We start from the raw sequence: 12,820 nt of genomic DNA on the forward strand, positions 1-12,820 counted from the left end.
GCGGAGCCCGTATCAGACAAGCTCTCGCGGCGCTTGAGGGAGCCCAACTCCGCCATCCCGAAGGGATCAACCGGATCTGGCATGAGCATACGCGGTGTCTCGACGTACGATCCCACCCGCCCCCTCATCCTGAGGTGCCGCGAAGCGGCCTCGAAGGATGAGGTCGAGAAGGGACAAGCGAACTGGCTCAAACCCGATCAGAAGCGCCCCATCGTCCTCGAAACGAAAACGGCCCGAACCAGAGGTCCGGGCCGCGACATCGGATCGTGAAAACCTAGAGAAAACTCAGGCGCGCTCGGCGAGGCGGCTGGCGCCGTAGCAGAGGCCGCCGGCGATGATGAACAGCACCACGAAGGTCTTCACGGTGGAGTAGAACAGCGCCGGCTCGATGCCCGCATCCGTGTAGAGCAGCAGGCCGATGGCGGCGATGGGCAGGAGCAAGAGGGTCAGGAGCGGGGTCAGCGGGTTCATGGGGTCACTCGGCCTCGACGCGGACCCGGCATGCCGGCCCGTGGGTTCATGATTGCGGTCATGTCCTTAGCACCCCGGGCGGCTTCGCGCCAAGGCCACCCGGCCTCACGCCGGAATCCGCACGGTGGCGCGCAGGCCGCCGAGGGGCGAGTCGTGCAGGCTGACGTCGCCGCCATGCGAACGGGCGATGTCGCGGGCGATGGAGAGGCCGAGGCCCGAGCCGCCGGCATCCTGGCGCGCGTCGTCGAGGCGCACGAACGGCTTGAACACCTCCTCGCGCTGATCGAGGGGGATACCCGGCCCGTCGTCGTCGATGGAGACGAGGAAGCTGCGGACCTCGCGCCGCCCCACCACCGCGACGGTGTCGCCGTAGCGGGCGGCGTTGGCCGCGAGGTTGAACAGGCAGCGACGGATGGCGTCGGGCCGCAGGGTGACGTGCGCGTCGCCCTCGATCTCGACGGCCTCCACGTGGGCGCCGAGGCGCTCCACATCCGTGCGCAGGTCCTCCAGCAGCGCGCGCATATCGGTGGGCACCGCCGGCTCGCTGGAATCGCCCCGGGCGAAGGCGAGGTAGGCCTCCAGCATCCGGCTCATCTCGTCGACGTCGCGCTGGAGGTCCTCGACGTCCGCCGTCTGGTCGATGAGCGCCAGGGTCAGCTTGAACCGGGTGATGATGGTGCGCAGGTCGTGGCTCACGCCGTTGAGCATCGTCGTGCGCTGCTCCATGGCCCGCTCGATGCGGCGCTTCATCTCGATGAAGGCGTGGCCGGCCTGGCGGACCTCGCGGGCGCCGCGCGGGCGGAACTCGATCTCGCGGCCCTTGCCGAAGCTCTCGGCCACGGCGGCGAGCCGCAGGATCGGCTTGATCTGGTTTCGCAGGAACAGGATCGCGACGCCGAGCAGCACGAGGGACGAGCCGCTCATCCACAGGAGGAAGATGTGCGAGTTCGAGGCGTAGGCCATGCTGCGCCGGGCCGTCACCCGCATCACCCCTTCGGGGATCGCGACCCGGATCTCGATGAGGCTGGAGCGGCCGACCGTGTCGATCCAGTACGGCCGGCGGATCTGGCGCTTGATCTCGTCGGACAGGACCTCGTCGAGGATCGAGAAGAACGGCCGCGGGCCGGCGACGGGGAGGGTGGCGCCCTTCAGGATGTCGAGGTCGAGGTTGAGCCGCGTCCCGGCGATGCGCGTGAGGGTCTCGGCGTCCTTGTCCTGGGGGTAGCTCTCGTAGACGTCGATGAGGGCGGCGACATCCGCCGTCACGGCGGCCGAGAGGCGCCGGGTCACGAGCTGCCAGTGCCGCTCCATGAAGGTGTAGGCGATCACCGATTGCAGCAGCACCACGGGGGCGATGATGATGATCAGCGAGCGCGCGTAGAGGCCCTTCGGGAGCACGTCGCCGATGGCGCGGCTGAAGAGCCGCCACAGGCGGCGCGGCGGCGGCATCCGGGCGAGCGCCGCGAGCAGGCGATTCAGCGGGCGCGCCTGCGACATGGGCGATCAGTCGACGGCGAGGCGGTAGCCGACGCCCCGCACGGTCTGCAGGAACAGGGGGTTGGCCGGATCGACCTCGGTCTTGCGGCGCAGGCGGTTGATCTGCACGTCGATGCTGCGCTCGGCCGCGAGGCCGCCGGCGCCCGCCAGGGCCTCGCGCTCGACATTGGCGCCGGCGGCCTGCGCCAGGACGGTGAGGATCTCGCGCTCGCGCTCGGTGATGCGGATGGTCTCGTCGGCCCGGCGCAGCTCGCCCCGGTCGATGCGGTAGGAGAACGGCCCGAAGGTCACGGTCTCGAAGCCGGGCTCGCGGGCCGGGGACCCTTCCGCGCGCCGCTTGATGATGTTGTTGAGGCGCAGGATCAGTTCGCGCGGCTCGAAGGGTTTCGGCAGGTAGTCGTCGGCGCCGATCTCGAGGCCCATGACCCGGTCGTTGGGGTTGGAGCGGGCGGTGAGCATCAGGATCGGCACCCGCGAGGTCTCGCGGACCTGGCGGGCGTAGTCGAACCCGCTCTCGCCGGGCATCATCACGTCGAGCACCAGGGCGTCGAACACGAAGCACTGCGCCTTGGTGCGCGCCTCGGCGACGTTGGCGGCCGCCGTGACCCGGAACCCCTGCTCGTAGAGAAAGCGGGTGAGAAGCTCGCGCACCCGGCGGTCGTCGTCGACCACGAGGACGTGCGGCGCGTGGTCGGGCAGCTCGACGCTGGCCTTGAGGCCGGGGAGGGACATCAGACGGCGCTCCGGGCGCGGCGGGCCATGAGGCGGCGCACGGTGGCGCGCTCCTCGGGCTCGATCATGGCGAGCAGGAAGTTCTGGGCCGAGACGGCGCCGCCCTCCGAAGATCCGCCCTCCGATGCCGCGCCCGCCGGCTCGGCCAGGGCCCGCGTCACCCGGTGGGTCTGCACGCGGATGAGGTCTCCGGCGAGCGCCGTGCCGCGCGCCGTGCAGAACAGCAGCCGCTGGCGACGGTCGCTCGTGCCGGTCTTCTGGACGATGTAGTCCTGTTCGATGAGATCCTTGAGCACCCGGTTGAGACTCTGCTTCGTGATCCGCAGGATATCGAGAAGTTCGGCGATGGTGAGGCCCGGGTAGCGGTCGACGAAGTGCAGCACCCGGTGATGCGCCCGGCCGAACCCGTATTGCGCCAGGATGCGGTCCGGGTCACCGACGAAATCGCGGTAGGCGAAGAACAGCAATTCGATGAGGTCGTCGCCCGGGCTCTGGGCCGGAGGGCTCTGGCTCGGGACGGACGCATCGCCGCCGGCCGTCGGGGTCGCGGGGAGGATCACGTCGGGGGCGGCCTCGGTTTATGTCAGTGTTATTGACATATTTCAGGCGCGTTGCTACCCGTCAAGCCTTCCGGTAGGGCGTCACGACTCGTGGCACGACTCGTGGCACGTCCCGCCGCACGACCTCCCAGCACCCATCAGACGCCGGCTTCGAGGGCAAGCCCGCGTGTCGAGGAAGCCCGCCATGTCCCTGATCCCGTTCGACGCGCGCGAGGGCACCATCTGGTACGATGGCGTGATGGTGCCGTGGAAGGACGCCAAGATCCACGTGCTGTCCCACGGCCTGCATTACGGCTCGTCGGTGTTCGAGGGCGAGCGGGCCTATGGCGGGCGCATCTTCAAGAGCCGCGAGCACGCGGAACGCCTGCTGCGCTCGGCCGAACTCCTCGACTTCAGGATTCCCTACACGGCCGACGAGATCGAGGCCGCCAAGGACCTCGTCCTCAGGACCAGCGGGCTCACCGACGCGTATCTGCGCCCGGTGGCGTGGCGCGGCTCGGAGATGATGGGGGTGGCGGCCCAGAACAACACCATCCACCTCGCCATCGCCGCCTGGGAATGGCCGAGCTACTTCGATCCCGAGACCAAGATGAAGGGCATCCGCCTCGACATCGCGGATTACCGCCGGCCCGATCCCCGCACCGCCCCCTCCACCTCCAAGGCGGCGGGCCTCTACATGATCTGCACCATCTCCAAGCACCGGGCCGAGAACAAGGGCTACGCCGACGCTCTCATGCTCGACTGGGAGGACAACGTCGCCGAATGCACCGGCGCCAACGTGTTTTTTGTCCGCGACGGCGTGATCCATACCCCGTTGGCGGATCGCTTCCTCAACGGCATCACCCGCCAGACGGTGATCGAACTCGCCCGCCGCCGCGGCATCGAGGTGGTGGAGCGGCGCATCCTGCCGGCCGAGCTCGAAGGCTTCTCGGAGTGCTTCATCACGGGGTCGGCCGCCGAGGTGACGCCGGTGTCGGAAATCGGCCCGTACCGGTTCGTGCCCGCCGCCCTCACCAAGACCCTGATGGACGATTACACCGCGGAGGTTCAGCCGAAAGCCGTCGCGGCCTGACGGGTCCCGCCCCGGCCCCGCGAGGGCCGGGGCGACGGAACCGGGAGGCCGGCCGCCGCGTTCCCTTGGAACATTCCATGAACGCGAGGCGACCATGACCAAGGCTGCTGAGAAGGCCGTCGACACCGACGAGACCAATCCGAAGATCGATCCGAAGGACACCTCGAACCAGATCAAGGACCCGAGCGAGTGGACCACGGGCGGCGAGCCGATGACGGGCGCCCAGGCCTCCTACCTCAAGACGCTGTCGGAGCAGGCCAAGGATCCCGACGCCTTCGCGCCCGACCTCGACAAGGCGGAGGCCTCCCAGCGCATCGATGCCCTTCGCAAGGACACCGGCAAGGACACCAGCAAGTAGGCGGGCGAGGGGGACGCCGAGCCGGCTTTCGGTGGATACGATCCCGATTCCGGAATGGGGTTAAGCCCCCGGCAACACCCCACCCCCTATCGTCGGTCGGCTACGATGCGGACCGGGGAACCTTCGGGCGATGACGAGACAATCGAACGGGGGTGAAGAAAACGACGGCGTCGGCGAAACCCGGGCCGTCCGGCGACTCCTCGCACGGTTCGCCGGGGGCGAAGGCGGTGCCACGGCCGTGGAATACACGTTCCTCGTCGCCTTCGTCGCCCTCGGTATCCTGGCGACCGTGCGTGCCTATTCCGACAAGATGGTCCTGGTCTACCAAACCCTGGCCACGGCCGCGAAGGCGCCCTGACCGAACCGCCTCAGCGGTCGCGTCCCCCGACCTTGGGCGACGGGATGCCGTCCTGTTTGCCCGTCCGGCCACCCTCCTGCCAGAACGTATCGAACAGGGTCTGCATCGCCTTGGCGTTCTCCTGCTGAACGTCGAGGCCCGTCTGGAACATCTGCTGGAACAATTCGAAGGGGGCCGCGTCGTTGGTGGGCGGGGCGGCGGGCGGCGCTGCGAGCCGCGTCGTACGGGCGCTGCCACGCGCCGGCGCGGGCCGCGCTGCCGGAGACTTCGCCGGGGAGGCTTTCGGCGCGAGGGCGCCCCCGGCCGTCATGAAGGCGTTCACCATGTCGGTCCAGTAGGGGTTCGGGGGGAATCCGAACGCGTTCGGCGCGGGCGCCGGGGCAGCGGCCTGCGGGGTCTGGTTGATCATCACGTGGACGATGCCCGCCACGATCATCCCGGCCATCACCGGCAGCATCTGCTTGAGGACGGGCGTGGCGATGCCGCTCGCCCCCGCCGCCTGCTGGAGGACCGCCTGGCTGAGATGCGGCGAGCCGAAGAGCTGGCTGACCAGCATGTCCATCTGCGGCGAGGCGGACGCGCGTGGCGCCGCGGCACCGGCACCCGCGAGGCTGAACAGGTGCGCGAATCCCGTCGGGTCGTTGGCGGCGTTGCGCTGGAGCCCCATGGTGAAGGCGGGCAGCAGCGCCTCCATGGCCCGACGGGTCTGGTCCTGCGACAGGCCGAACTGCTGTCCGAAGCCCTGAGCGCCCGGACCGGCCTGCGCCTGGAGGATATCGAACAGGTTGAACATGGGAGGCCTCGTGGACGGACGGGTGGCGCCGCTCCGGGTCGCGTACTCGGTGATGCGCCCGCAAGTCTGTCGCATCGCCGGTTGACTTACCAGCCCGCCGGCGGCGATGCCCCCTCCCGAACGCCCCGAATGCCCGTCCGCGACGGGATTTCACGCCGAAACCCGCAGCCGCCGCCCGAAAAGGTGCCCCGATGCGCTTTCCCGCGCCCCTCATTCCGGCGCGTCTGGTGCGTCGCTACAAGCGCTTCCTCGCCGACATGGAGCTCGCGGACGGCAGCCTCGTCACGGCGCATTGCGCCAATCCGGGGGCGATGCTCGGCCTCCTCGCCCCAGGGGCCCGCACGCTCCTCTCCGCCTCCACCAACCCGTCGCGAAAACTCGGGTTCTCGTGGGAGCTCGTGGAGGCCGACTTGGCCGGCGGGCGGCAATGGGTCGGCATCGACACCCAGCGCCCCAACGCCCTCGTGGCCGAGGCCTTCGCCGCCGGCACCCTGCCGCCGCTCGCCGCCTACACCAGCCTCAAGCCGGAGGTCCGCTACGCCGCGGCGAGCCGCGTCGACTTCCTGGCGCAGGGCGAGGGGCTCGTGCCCTGCCACGTCGAGGTGAAGAACTGCCACCTCCTGCGCACACCGGGGCTCGCCGAGTTTCCCGACTGCACGGCGGCCCGCAGCGCCCGGCACATGGCCGATCTCGCCGGGGTGGTCGCCGAAGGCGGACGGGCCATGCTCATCGTCGTCGTCCAGATGCGGGCGACCCGCTTCGACGTGGCGCGCGACATCGATCCGGCCTTCGATGCCGCCTTCCAGGCCGCCCGTGCGGCCGGCGTCGCGGTCCACGCCCATCGCTGCCGGGTCGATCCGGAGGGCGTCACCCTCGCTGAGGCGATCCCCGTCGTCGGGTGAGGCCGATCAGGCGGCGCGCTCGAAGATGAGGTTGAGGCGGGTGCGCGCCAGCAGCCGGTAGCCGTTGGCCTCCAGCAGGCCCGGCAGGTCGATCTGCCACTGGTCGGTGCCGTTCTCGACGAGCAGCAGGCGCGGATGGAGCGAGGCCGGCGCGTTGCGAAAGAACGGCTCGAGGATGAGATCCTCGGCGCCCTCGACGTCGAGCTTGATCGCGTCGATGCGGGTGATGCCCTCGCCCTGGGCGAGATCGAGGAGGGTGACGGCCGGGACCCGGATCTGCGCGCCCTCGTTGGTGCCGACGATCTTCAGGCTCGATTCGCCCCGGTTGCGCGGATCGACGAACAAGGTGAGCTCGCCGGCCTTGTCGGCGACCGCGCAGGCCACGGCCTTGACGGTGCCGAACGGGTTCTGGGCGATGTTGTAGGTCAGCCGATCGAACACGTCCGGCTGCGGCTCGACGGCGAGGATGCGGGCGCGCGGGCCGGCGAAGGCCGCCACGAACAGCGCGTAGGCCCCGATATTGGCGCCGATGTCGAGGAAGGTGCAGCCAGGCTCCAGCCGGGCCCGGAGGAGGTCGCGCTCCTCGGGATCGAAGAATTGCGGCGTGAACAGCACCTTCTTCTCGCAATTGTTGTTGTACGGGTAGAGCCGCATCCGGGCGCCGAAGCGCTCCACGTCGAGGGGTTTTCCGCGCAGGAGGCCGATGCCGACCCGACGCAGGAACAGGGCGAGGCGCCGGGCGCCCCAGCTTCCGTACGAGAGCCGGCCCGTGCGCTCGGCAATGCGCGCGACGAGGCCGGTGGGGGCATAAGTGCCGTAGGGCTGCGTGTCCTTCATCGCCGGGGGTGATGCCAGCCCGATCCGGCCGGGGCAAGCGGCGCCTGCCGCGAAGGGCTTCCCTCGGCCGCGCGCACGGACCACAACAGCGTCCGTCCCGCCCAATGCCGTACCCCGAGCCCCCAATGCAGACCTTCCTCTCCGACGGCGTCCGCATCGCCTACCTCGACACGCCCGCCGAGCAGGCCCCGAACCAGGAGGGAGCCGGCGACCCGATCCTGCTGATCCACGGCTTCGCCTCGAACCACGCCGTGAACTGGGTCAACACCCAATGGGTCAAGACCTTGTCCAAGGCCGGGCGCCGGGTCATCGCCCTGGACAATCGCGGCCACGGCGAGAGCCAGAAGCTCTACGATCCGGAGGCCTACGGCTCCGACCTCATGGCGCAGGACGCAGCCCGGCTCCTCGACCATCTCGGCATCGAACGGGCCGACGTGATGGGCTATTCCATGGGTGCGCGCATCGCGGCCTACCTCGCCCTCGACGAACCGTCCCGCGTGCGCTCCCTCCTCATCGGCGGCCTCGGCCTGCACCTCGTGGAGGGCAGGGGCCTGCCCGACGGCATCGCGGAAGCGCTGGAGGCGGACCCCGGCGCGCCGGCTCCGAACCCGACGGCCGCCGCCTTCCGCACCTTCGCCGAGCAGACGAAGAGCGACCTCAGGGCGCTGGCCGCCTGCATGCGCGGCTCGCGCCAGACCCTGTCGCGGGCCGAGGTCGCCGAGATCCGGGCGCCGACCCTCGTCACCGTCGGCACCCTCGACACGGTCTCGGGGCCCGGCCCCGCCCTCGTGGCGCTCATGCCCAACGCCCAGTCGCTGGAGCTGCCGAACCGCGACCACAGCACGGCGGTGGGCGACCGGGGGCACCGCGCGGGCGTCCTCGCCTTCCTCGACGCGCGGCCGTGATCGGGTCTGCCGGGAGACGCCCCCGCCTCCCGGCCGATCACCTCGAATGGGAAGGTCGCAACAGGCTCCCTCTCCTGGAAGGAGAGGGGACCCGCGCTCGTCACTGACCGGATGATTGCCGGAGACGGCATGAGAAACCGCTTGGCCTCGGCTCCGTCGTGACGCGCGCTCAGCTCTTGAGGCGGTAGCCGGTCCGAAAGATCCAGGTGACGCCGGTAAGACACAGGGCGAGGAAGACCAGCGCCATGGTCAGACTCACCCCGATGCTCACATCGGAATTGCCGAAGAACGCCCAGCGGAACCCGCTGATGAGGTAGACCACCGGATTGGCGAGACTCAGGGTCCGCCAGACCGGCGGCAGCATGTCGATGGAGTAGAAGCTGCCGCCGAGGAAGGTGAGCGGCGTGATGATGAGCAGCGGCACGAGCTGCAGCCGCTCGAACCCGTCCGCCCACAGTCCGATGAGGAAGCCGAACAGGCTGAACGTCACCGCCGTGAGCACGAGGAAGCCCACCATCACGAACGGATGCTCGATGCGGATCGGCACGAACAGGGTCGCGGTGGCGAGGATGATGAGGGCGATGAGGATCGACTTCGAAGCCGCCGCGCCGACGTAGCCGAGCACGATCTCGAGGGGCGAGACCGGCGCGGACAGGATCTCGTAGATCGTGCCGGCAAAGCGCGGGAAGTAGATGCCGAACGAGGCGTTGGCGATGCTCTGGGTCAGGAGCGAGAGCATCATCAGGCCGGGCACGATGAAGGCGCCGTAGGCGACCCCGTCGACGGAGGCCATGCGCGAGCCGATGGCCGCGCCGAACACCACGAAGTACAGCGCCGTGGCGATGACGGGCGCGACGATGCTCTGGAGGGCCGTCCGCCAGAAGCGGGCCATCTCGAAGCGGTAGAGGGCGCGGACCGCGTACCAGTTCATGCCCGTTCCTTCACGAGGTCGACGAAGATGTCCTCCAGGGAGGACTGGCTGGTGTGCAGGTCGCGAAAGCCGATGCCGCTGCGGGCGAGGTCGGCGAGAAGCCCGGTGAGCCCGGCGTCGCCCTTGGTATCGTAGGTGTAGACGAGCTCGCGCCCGCCCTGCGCCAGTTCGAGGTCGTGGCCCGAGAGCGCCGGGGGGACCTCGGACAGCGGGGCGTCGAGGTGCAGGGTGAGCTGCTTCTTGCCGAGCTTGCGCATGAGCTCGGCCTTGTCCTCCACGAGGATGATCTCGCCGTTGCGGATCACCCCGACCCGGTCGGCCATCTCCTCAGCCTCGTCGATGTAGTGGGTGGTGAGGATGATGGTGACGCCCTGATCGCGCAGGCGGCGCACGAGGCGCCACATGTCCTGGCGGAGCGCCACGTCGACACCGGCGGTGGGCTCGTCGAGGAACAGGATCTGCGGCTCGTGGGCGAGCGCCTTGGCGATGAGGACGCGCCGCTTCATGCCCCCCGACAGGGTCATGATCCGGCTGTCCTTCTTGTCCCACAGGGAGAGGTCGCGCAGGACCCGCTCGATATGGGCCGGGTCGGGGGGAAGTCCGAACAGGCCCCGGCTGAAGCCCGTGGTCGCCCACACGGTCTCGAAGGCGTCGGTGGTGAGTTCCTGCGGGACGAGGCCGATCTTGCGCCGGGCGGCCTTGTAGTCCGTGTCGATGCAGTGTCCGTCGACGTGGATGCTCCCCTCGCTCGCCGTGACGATGCCGCAGACGATGCTGATGAGCGTGGTCTTGCCGGCCCCGTTGGGACCCAGCAGGGCGAAGATCTCGCCCTTGTGGATGTCGAGGGAGATGGTCTTCAGGGCGGCGTGGCCCGAGGCGTAGACCTTGGACAGGTTGGCAATCGAAATGATCGGCGGCATCGGGTCTCCGCTGGGGGGCGTGCGCGTCGGCCGGCTTCTAGCACGCCCGGCCGGGGCGTCCGAAAACGAAAAAGCCGCCTCGCGGCGGCTTCCTCGTCAGTCGATGGAGGGGACGCCTAGGCCCGCAGGCGGGTGCGGACCTCGCCGAGGCTCTGGCGGACCAGATCCTGCGCCGCATCGCCCTGCATGCGCTCGCGCAGGATGACCTCAGAGACCTTCACGGCGGCGTCGGCGGCGGCGGCCCGGACCTGGGCGGTGGCCTGGACCTCGGCCTGGGCGATCTTCGTCTCGGCCGATTGGGTGCGGCGGGCGATGAACTCGTTCAGGCGGGCATGGCCCTCGTCGGCGATGCGCTGGGCCTCGGCGCGGGCGCCCGAGACGATGGCCTCGGCTTCCGCTTCAGCGGAGGCGCGGCGCTTCTTGTAGTCGGCGAGCACGCCGGCCGCCTCCTCGCGCAGGCGGCGGGCCTCGTCGAGTTCGGCGCGGACGCGCTTGGCCCGGCCGTCGAGGCCGTTGGTGATCTGGTTGAAGCCGCCGACCTTCCAGACCACGGCCATGAACAGCACGAAGGCGACTGCGACCCAGAATTCGGCTTCCAACAACATGCTCGTCGTCCCAACTCGATGGCGCCCGGGGCGAATGCCCGCATTGGGCGAAACCGTCTCCGCCCCGGTCGGGCGGTGCGGTCGCTAAGGTGTGGTGGCGCGCCCGCTCAGTGCGGAAGCGCGACGCTGTCGAGGGCCTTGGCGAGGGCCGCCTCGTCGGGCGAGCGGCCGGTCAGGCGCTCGACGATGGCGGACGCCGTCTCGCCGGCGATGCCGCGGACATTGCCCATGGCCTCGGCGGTGCGGCTGCGGATGGTGGCCTCGGAGGCGGCGATCTTGGCGTTGAGCTCGGATTCAAGCGCCTTGCGCTTGGTCTCGGCCTCCTGCGTCAGGGCCGTGCGGGTCTCCAGCGCGATGGCCTGGGCCTTGGCCTGGGCGTCGCTCAGCGACTTCTCGTAGGCGGCGCCGGCGGCGTCGGCCTCGGCCTTGAGGCGCTGGGCCTCGTCGAGATCCGTCGACAGACGCGCGGAGCGGTCGTTCAGGATGGACTGGATGCGCGGCAGGGCGATCTTGTCCATGAGGTAGTAGAGCAGCCCGAAGGCGAGGGCGAGCCAGATGAGCTGGGACGCGAAGGTGTGGCTCTCGAAGGGCGGAAAGCCGCCGCCATGCTCGGAGGCCGGCGTCGCGGCGAAGCCTTCACGCGTTGCGGTCGGATGAGCCGGCTGAGCCATGACGTCCTTCGGTCGAATCGGGGGCGGTCAAATCGGAAGGGTGGGACCGGACGCGTCTCGCATCCCCTCGGGGATGCCCGCGTCCGGTCCGGTCGCGGTTCGCGGTCTTAGACGGCGAACAGGAGCAGCAGCGCGACGAGCAGCGAGAAGATGCCGAGCGCTTCCGTCAGGGCGAAGCCGAGGAGCAGGTTGCCGCGCTGGCCGTCGGCGGCCGACGGGTTGCGAAGCGCACCGGCGTAGAACTGGCCGAAGAGGTTGCCGAGGCCGATGGCGGCGCCCGCCATGCCGAGACAGGCGAGGCCGGCACCGATGTACTTGGCAGCTAAGGGATCCATCAAATTGCTCCTGGTGTCGGTTCGGTGTTGCGTGGAGAGAAATCCGGACCGCGAGGGCGAACCGGGGACGGAAGGGGTGGCCCCGACCTAGTGGCCCGGGTGCAGCGCGTCGCTGAGGTAGATCGAAGCGAGCGTGGCGAAGACGTAGGCCTGCAGACCGGCCACGAGGAACTCGAGGGCGGTGACGGCGACGCTGAGCGCCAGCGGCAGGGGCGAGATCGCGCCCCAGGCGCCCGCGGCGAGCAGGGCCGGCACGAAGCCCGCGAAGATCTTGAGGGCGATGTGGCCGGCGAGCACGTTGGCGAACAGACGCACCGCGAGGCTGATGGGGCGCGAGATGAACGACACGATCTCGATGGCGACGATCATCGGCAGGAGCCAGCCCGGTACGCCGGAGGGCACGAACACCTTCAGGAACTTGGTGCCGTGGGCCATGAACCCATAGACGATCACGGTGCCGATCACGAGGAAGGCCAGCGCGAAGGTGACGATGATGTGGCTGGTCACCGCGAACGCGTAGGGGATCATACCGAGCATGTTCAGCACGAGCACGAACATGAACAACGAGAAGATCAGCGGCATGAACCGCTCGGAGCCGTGGCCGGCGGACTGGCGCAGGGTCGAACCGATGAACTCGTAGAACACCTCGGCCATGGACTGCATCCGGCCCGGCACCACCGAGCGCTGCGCGGTCGCCACCACGGTGATCAGCGCGATGATCCCGACTGCGGCGAACATGTACAGGGCCGATTGCGTGAACGCGATCTCCTGGTTGCCGATATGACCGAACGAGACGAGCGGCTTGAGCTCGAACTGGTGGATCGGATCCATCTTTACGGCCATTGCCGCTCCCGTCCTTCTGAAACCCCGGAC

Annotated in this window: 17 protein-coding genes; 5 read left to right on the top strand and 12 right to left on the bottom strand. The window is 69.4% G+C overall.

Features of this window, described 5'->3' with window-relative positions; all coding sequences use genetic code 11:
* Positions 1–285: 285 nt before the first annotated feature.
* The 4 genes from MKK49_RS12040 to MKK49_RS12055 form a co-directional block, all read right to left on the bottom strand.
* Positions 286–471, bottom strand: a complete 186-nt coding sequence (locus MKK49_RS12040) for a hypothetical protein (RefSeq protein WP_244028626.1) — start codon at positions 469–471, stop codon at positions 286–288.
* A gap of 105 nt (positions 472–576) precedes the next feature.
* Entirely contained in the window at positions 577–1,920 is a 1,344-nt protein-coding gene (locus MKK49_RS12045; protein ID WP_244028789.1) for an ATP-binding protein, read from the bottom strand.
* 54 nt (positions 1,921–1,974) lie between these two features.
* A complete protein-coding gene (locus MKK49_RS12050; RefSeq protein WP_244028628.1) occupies positions 1,975–2,700 on the bottom strand; it encodes a response regulator in 726 nt (241 codons plus the stop codon).
* Positions 2,700–3,260, bottom strand: a complete 561-nt coding sequence (locus MKK49_RS12055) for a MarR family winged helix-turn-helix transcriptional regulator (RefSeq protein WP_244028630.1) — start codon at positions 3,258–3,260, stop codon at positions 2,700–2,702. Before MKK49_RS12055 ends, MKK49_RS12050 begins: the two co-directional genes overlap by 1 nt.
* 184 nt (positions 3,261–3,444) lie before the next feature.
* On the opposite strand from MKK49_RS12055, the gene MKK49_RS12060 reads away from it, so the two are divergent.
* The 3 genes from MKK49_RS12060 to MKK49_RS12070 all read left to right on the top strand — a co-directional run bounded on the left by MKK49_RS12060 (position 3,445) and on the right by MKK49_RS12070 (position 5,048).
* Positions 3,445–4,332, top strand: a complete 888-nt coding sequence (locus MKK49_RS12060) for a branched-chain amino acid aminotransferase (protein WP_244028632.1) — start codon at positions 3,445–3,447, stop codon at positions 4,330–4,332.
* 94 nt (positions 4,333–4,426) lie between these two features.
* Positions 4,427–4,690, top strand: a complete 264-nt coding sequence (locus MKK49_RS12065) for a DUF3072 domain-containing protein (RefSeq protein ID WP_244028634.1) — start codon at positions 4,427–4,429, stop codon at positions 4,688–4,690.
* A gap of 130 nt (positions 4,691–4,820) precedes the next feature.
* A complete protein-coding gene (locus MKK49_RS12070) occupies positions 4,821–5,048 on the top strand; it encodes a Flp family type IVb pilin (RefSeq protein ID WP_244028636.1) in 228 nt (75 codons plus the stop codon).
* 10 nt (positions 5,049–5,058) lie between these two features.
* Here MKK49_RS12070 and MKK49_RS12075 read toward each other — a convergent pair whose 3' ends face one another.
* Entirely contained in the window at positions 5,059–5,841 is a 783-nt protein-coding gene (locus tag MKK49_RS12075) for a DUF937 domain-containing protein (RefSeq protein ID WP_244028638.1), read from the bottom strand.
* Positions 5,842–6,032: 191 nt separating this feature from the next.
* Here MKK49_RS12075 and sfsA point away from each other — a divergent pair, with 191 nt between their 5' ends.
* The gene (sfsA, locus tag MKK49_RS12080) at positions 6,033–6,743 is read left to right on the top strand and encodes a DNA/RNA nuclease SfsA (RefSeq protein WP_244028640.1); all 711 of its coding nucleotides are present in this window, start codon (positions 6,033–6,035) and stop codon (positions 6,741–6,743) included.
* Between the two features lie 6 nt (positions 6,744–6,749).
* On the opposite strand, the gene MKK49_RS12085 is transcribed toward sfsA, so the two are convergent.
* Positions 6,750–7,580 carry an FkbM family methyltransferase gene (locus MKK49_RS12085; RefSeq protein ID WP_244028642.1) on the bottom strand — a complete coding sequence of 277 codons (831 nt, stop codon included), beginning with the start codon at positions 7,578–7,580 and terminating at the stop codon, positions 6,750–6,752.
* Positions 7,581–7,705: 125 nt separating this feature from the next.
* Here MKK49_RS12085 and MKK49_RS12090 point away from each other — a divergent pair, with 125 nt between their 5' ends.
* Positions 7,706–8,485, top strand: a complete 780-nt coding sequence (locus MKK49_RS12090; RefSeq protein ID WP_244028644.1) for an alpha/beta fold hydrolase — start codon at positions 7,706–7,708, stop codon at positions 8,483–8,485.
* Between the two features lie 169 nt (positions 8,486–8,654).
* Here the strand turns inward: MKK49_RS12090 and MKK49_RS12095 are convergent, their stop codons facing one another.
* The 6 genes from MKK49_RS12095 to MKK49_RS12120 all read right to left on the bottom strand — a co-directional run bounded on the left by MKK49_RS12095 (position 8,655) and on the right by MKK49_RS12120 (position 12,790).
* The gene (locus MKK49_RS12095; protein WP_244028646.1) at positions 8,655–9,416 is read right to left on the bottom strand and encodes an ABC transporter permease; all 762 of its coding nucleotides are present in this window, start codon (positions 9,414–9,416) and stop codon (positions 8,655–8,657) included.
* A complete protein-coding gene (locus MKK49_RS12100; protein WP_244028648.1) occupies positions 9,413–10,336 on the bottom strand; it encodes an ABC transporter ATP-binding protein in 924 nt (307 codons plus the stop codon). The genes MKK49_RS12095 and MKK49_RS12100 overlap by 4 nt, the downstream gene beginning before the upstream one ends.
* A 116-nt stretch (positions 10,337–10,452) precedes the next feature.
* On the bottom strand, positions 10,453–10,938 hold the full coding sequence (locus MKK49_RS12105; protein ID WP_244028791.1) for an ATP F0F1 synthase subunit B: 486 nt from the start codon (positions 10,936–10,938) through the stop codon (positions 10,453–10,455).
* 110 nt (positions 10,939–11,048) lie between these two features.
* Positions 11,049–11,612 (bottom strand): F0F1 ATP synthase subunit B', encoded by a 564-nt coding sequence (locus MKK49_RS12110; protein ID WP_244028650.1) that lies wholly within the window; start codon positions 11,610–11,612, stop codon positions 11,049–11,051.
* Positions 11,613–11,719: 107 nt separating this feature from the next.
* The gene (locus MKK49_RS12115) at positions 11,720–11,947 is read right to left on the bottom strand and encodes a F0F1 ATP synthase subunit C (RefSeq protein WP_018044493.1); all 228 of its coding nucleotides are present in this window, start codon (positions 11,945–11,947) and stop codon (positions 11,720–11,722) included.
* 87 nt (positions 11,948–12,034) lie between these two features.
* Positions 12,035–12,790 carry a F0F1 ATP synthase subunit A gene (locus MKK49_RS12120; protein WP_244028652.1) on the bottom strand — a complete coding sequence of 252 codons (756 nt, stop codon included), beginning with the start codon at positions 12,788–12,790 and terminating at the stop codon, positions 12,035–12,037.
* Positions 12,791–12,820 lie beyond the last annotated feature (30 nt).

Origin of the sequence: Methylobacterium sp. J-090, assembly GCF_022829345.1 — a bacterium.
Lineage (GTDB): Bacteria > Pseudomonadota > Alphaproteobacteria > Rhizobiales > Beijerinckiaceae > Methylobacterium.

What these genes read in the sequence shown, in the direction of transcription:
- MKK49_RS12040 (WP_244028626.1), bottom strand. Translation starts at nt 471, where the DNA reads ATGAACCCGCTGACCCCGCTCCTGACCCTCTTGCTCCTGCCCATCGCC.
- MKK49_RS12045 (WP_244028789.1), bottom strand. Translation starts at nt 1,920, where the DNA reads ATGCCGCCGCCGCGCCGCCTGTGGCGGCTCTTCAGCCGCGCCATCGGC.
- MKK49_RS12050 (WP_244028628.1), bottom strand. Translation starts at nt 2,700, where the DNA reads ATGTCCCTCCCCGGCCTCAAGGCCAGCGTCGAGCTGCCCGACCACGCG.
- MKK49_RS12060 (WP_244028632.1), top strand. Translation starts at nt 3,445, where the DNA reads ATGTCCCTGATCCCGTTCGACGCGCGCGAGGGCACCATCTGGTACGAT.
- MKK49_RS12065 (WP_244028634.1), top strand. Translation starts at nt 4,427, where the DNA reads ATGACCAAGGCTGCTGAGAAGGCCGTCGACACCGACGAGACCAATCCG.
- MKK49_RS12070 (WP_244028636.1), top strand. Translation starts at nt 4,821, where the DNA reads ATGACGAGACAATCGAACGGGGGTGAAGAAAACGACGGCGTCGGCGAA.
- MKK49_RS12075 (WP_244028638.1), bottom strand. Translation starts at nt 5,841, where the DNA reads ATGTTCAACCTGTTCGATATCCTCCAGGCGCAGGCCGGTCCGGGCGCT.
- sfsA (WP_244028640.1), top strand. Translation starts at nt 6,033, where the DNA reads ATGCGCTTTCCCGCGCCCCTCATTCCGGCGCGTCTGGTGCGTCGCTAC.
- MKK49_RS12085 (WP_244028642.1), bottom strand. Translation starts at nt 7,580, where the DNA reads ATGAAGGACACGCAGCCCTACGGCACTTATGCCCCCACCGGCCTCGTC.
- MKK49_RS12090 (WP_244028644.1), top strand. Translation starts at nt 7,706, where the DNA reads ATGCAGACCTTCCTCTCCGACGGCGTCCGCATCGCCTACCTCGACACG.
- MKK49_RS12095 (WP_244028646.1), bottom strand. Translation starts at nt 9,416, where the DNA reads ATGAACTGGTACGCGGTCCGCGCCCTCTACCGCTTCGAGATGGCCCGC.
- MKK49_RS12100 (WP_244028648.1), bottom strand. Translation starts at nt 10,336, where the DNA reads ATGCCGCCGATCATTTCGATTGCCAACCTGTCCAAGGTCTACGCCTCG.
- MKK49_RS12110 (WP_244028650.1), bottom strand. Translation starts at nt 11,612, where the DNA reads ATGGCTCAGCCGGCTCATCCGACCGCAACGCGTGAAGGCTTCGCCGCG.
- MKK49_RS12115 (WP_018044493.1), bottom strand. Translation starts at nt 11,947, where the DNA reads ATGGATCCCTTAGCTGCCAAGTACATCGGTGCCGGCCTCGCCTGTCTC.
- MKK49_RS12120 (WP_244028652.1), bottom strand. Translation starts at nt 12,790, where the DNA reads ATGGCCGTAAAGATGGATCCGATCCACCAGTTCGAGCTCAAGCCGCTC.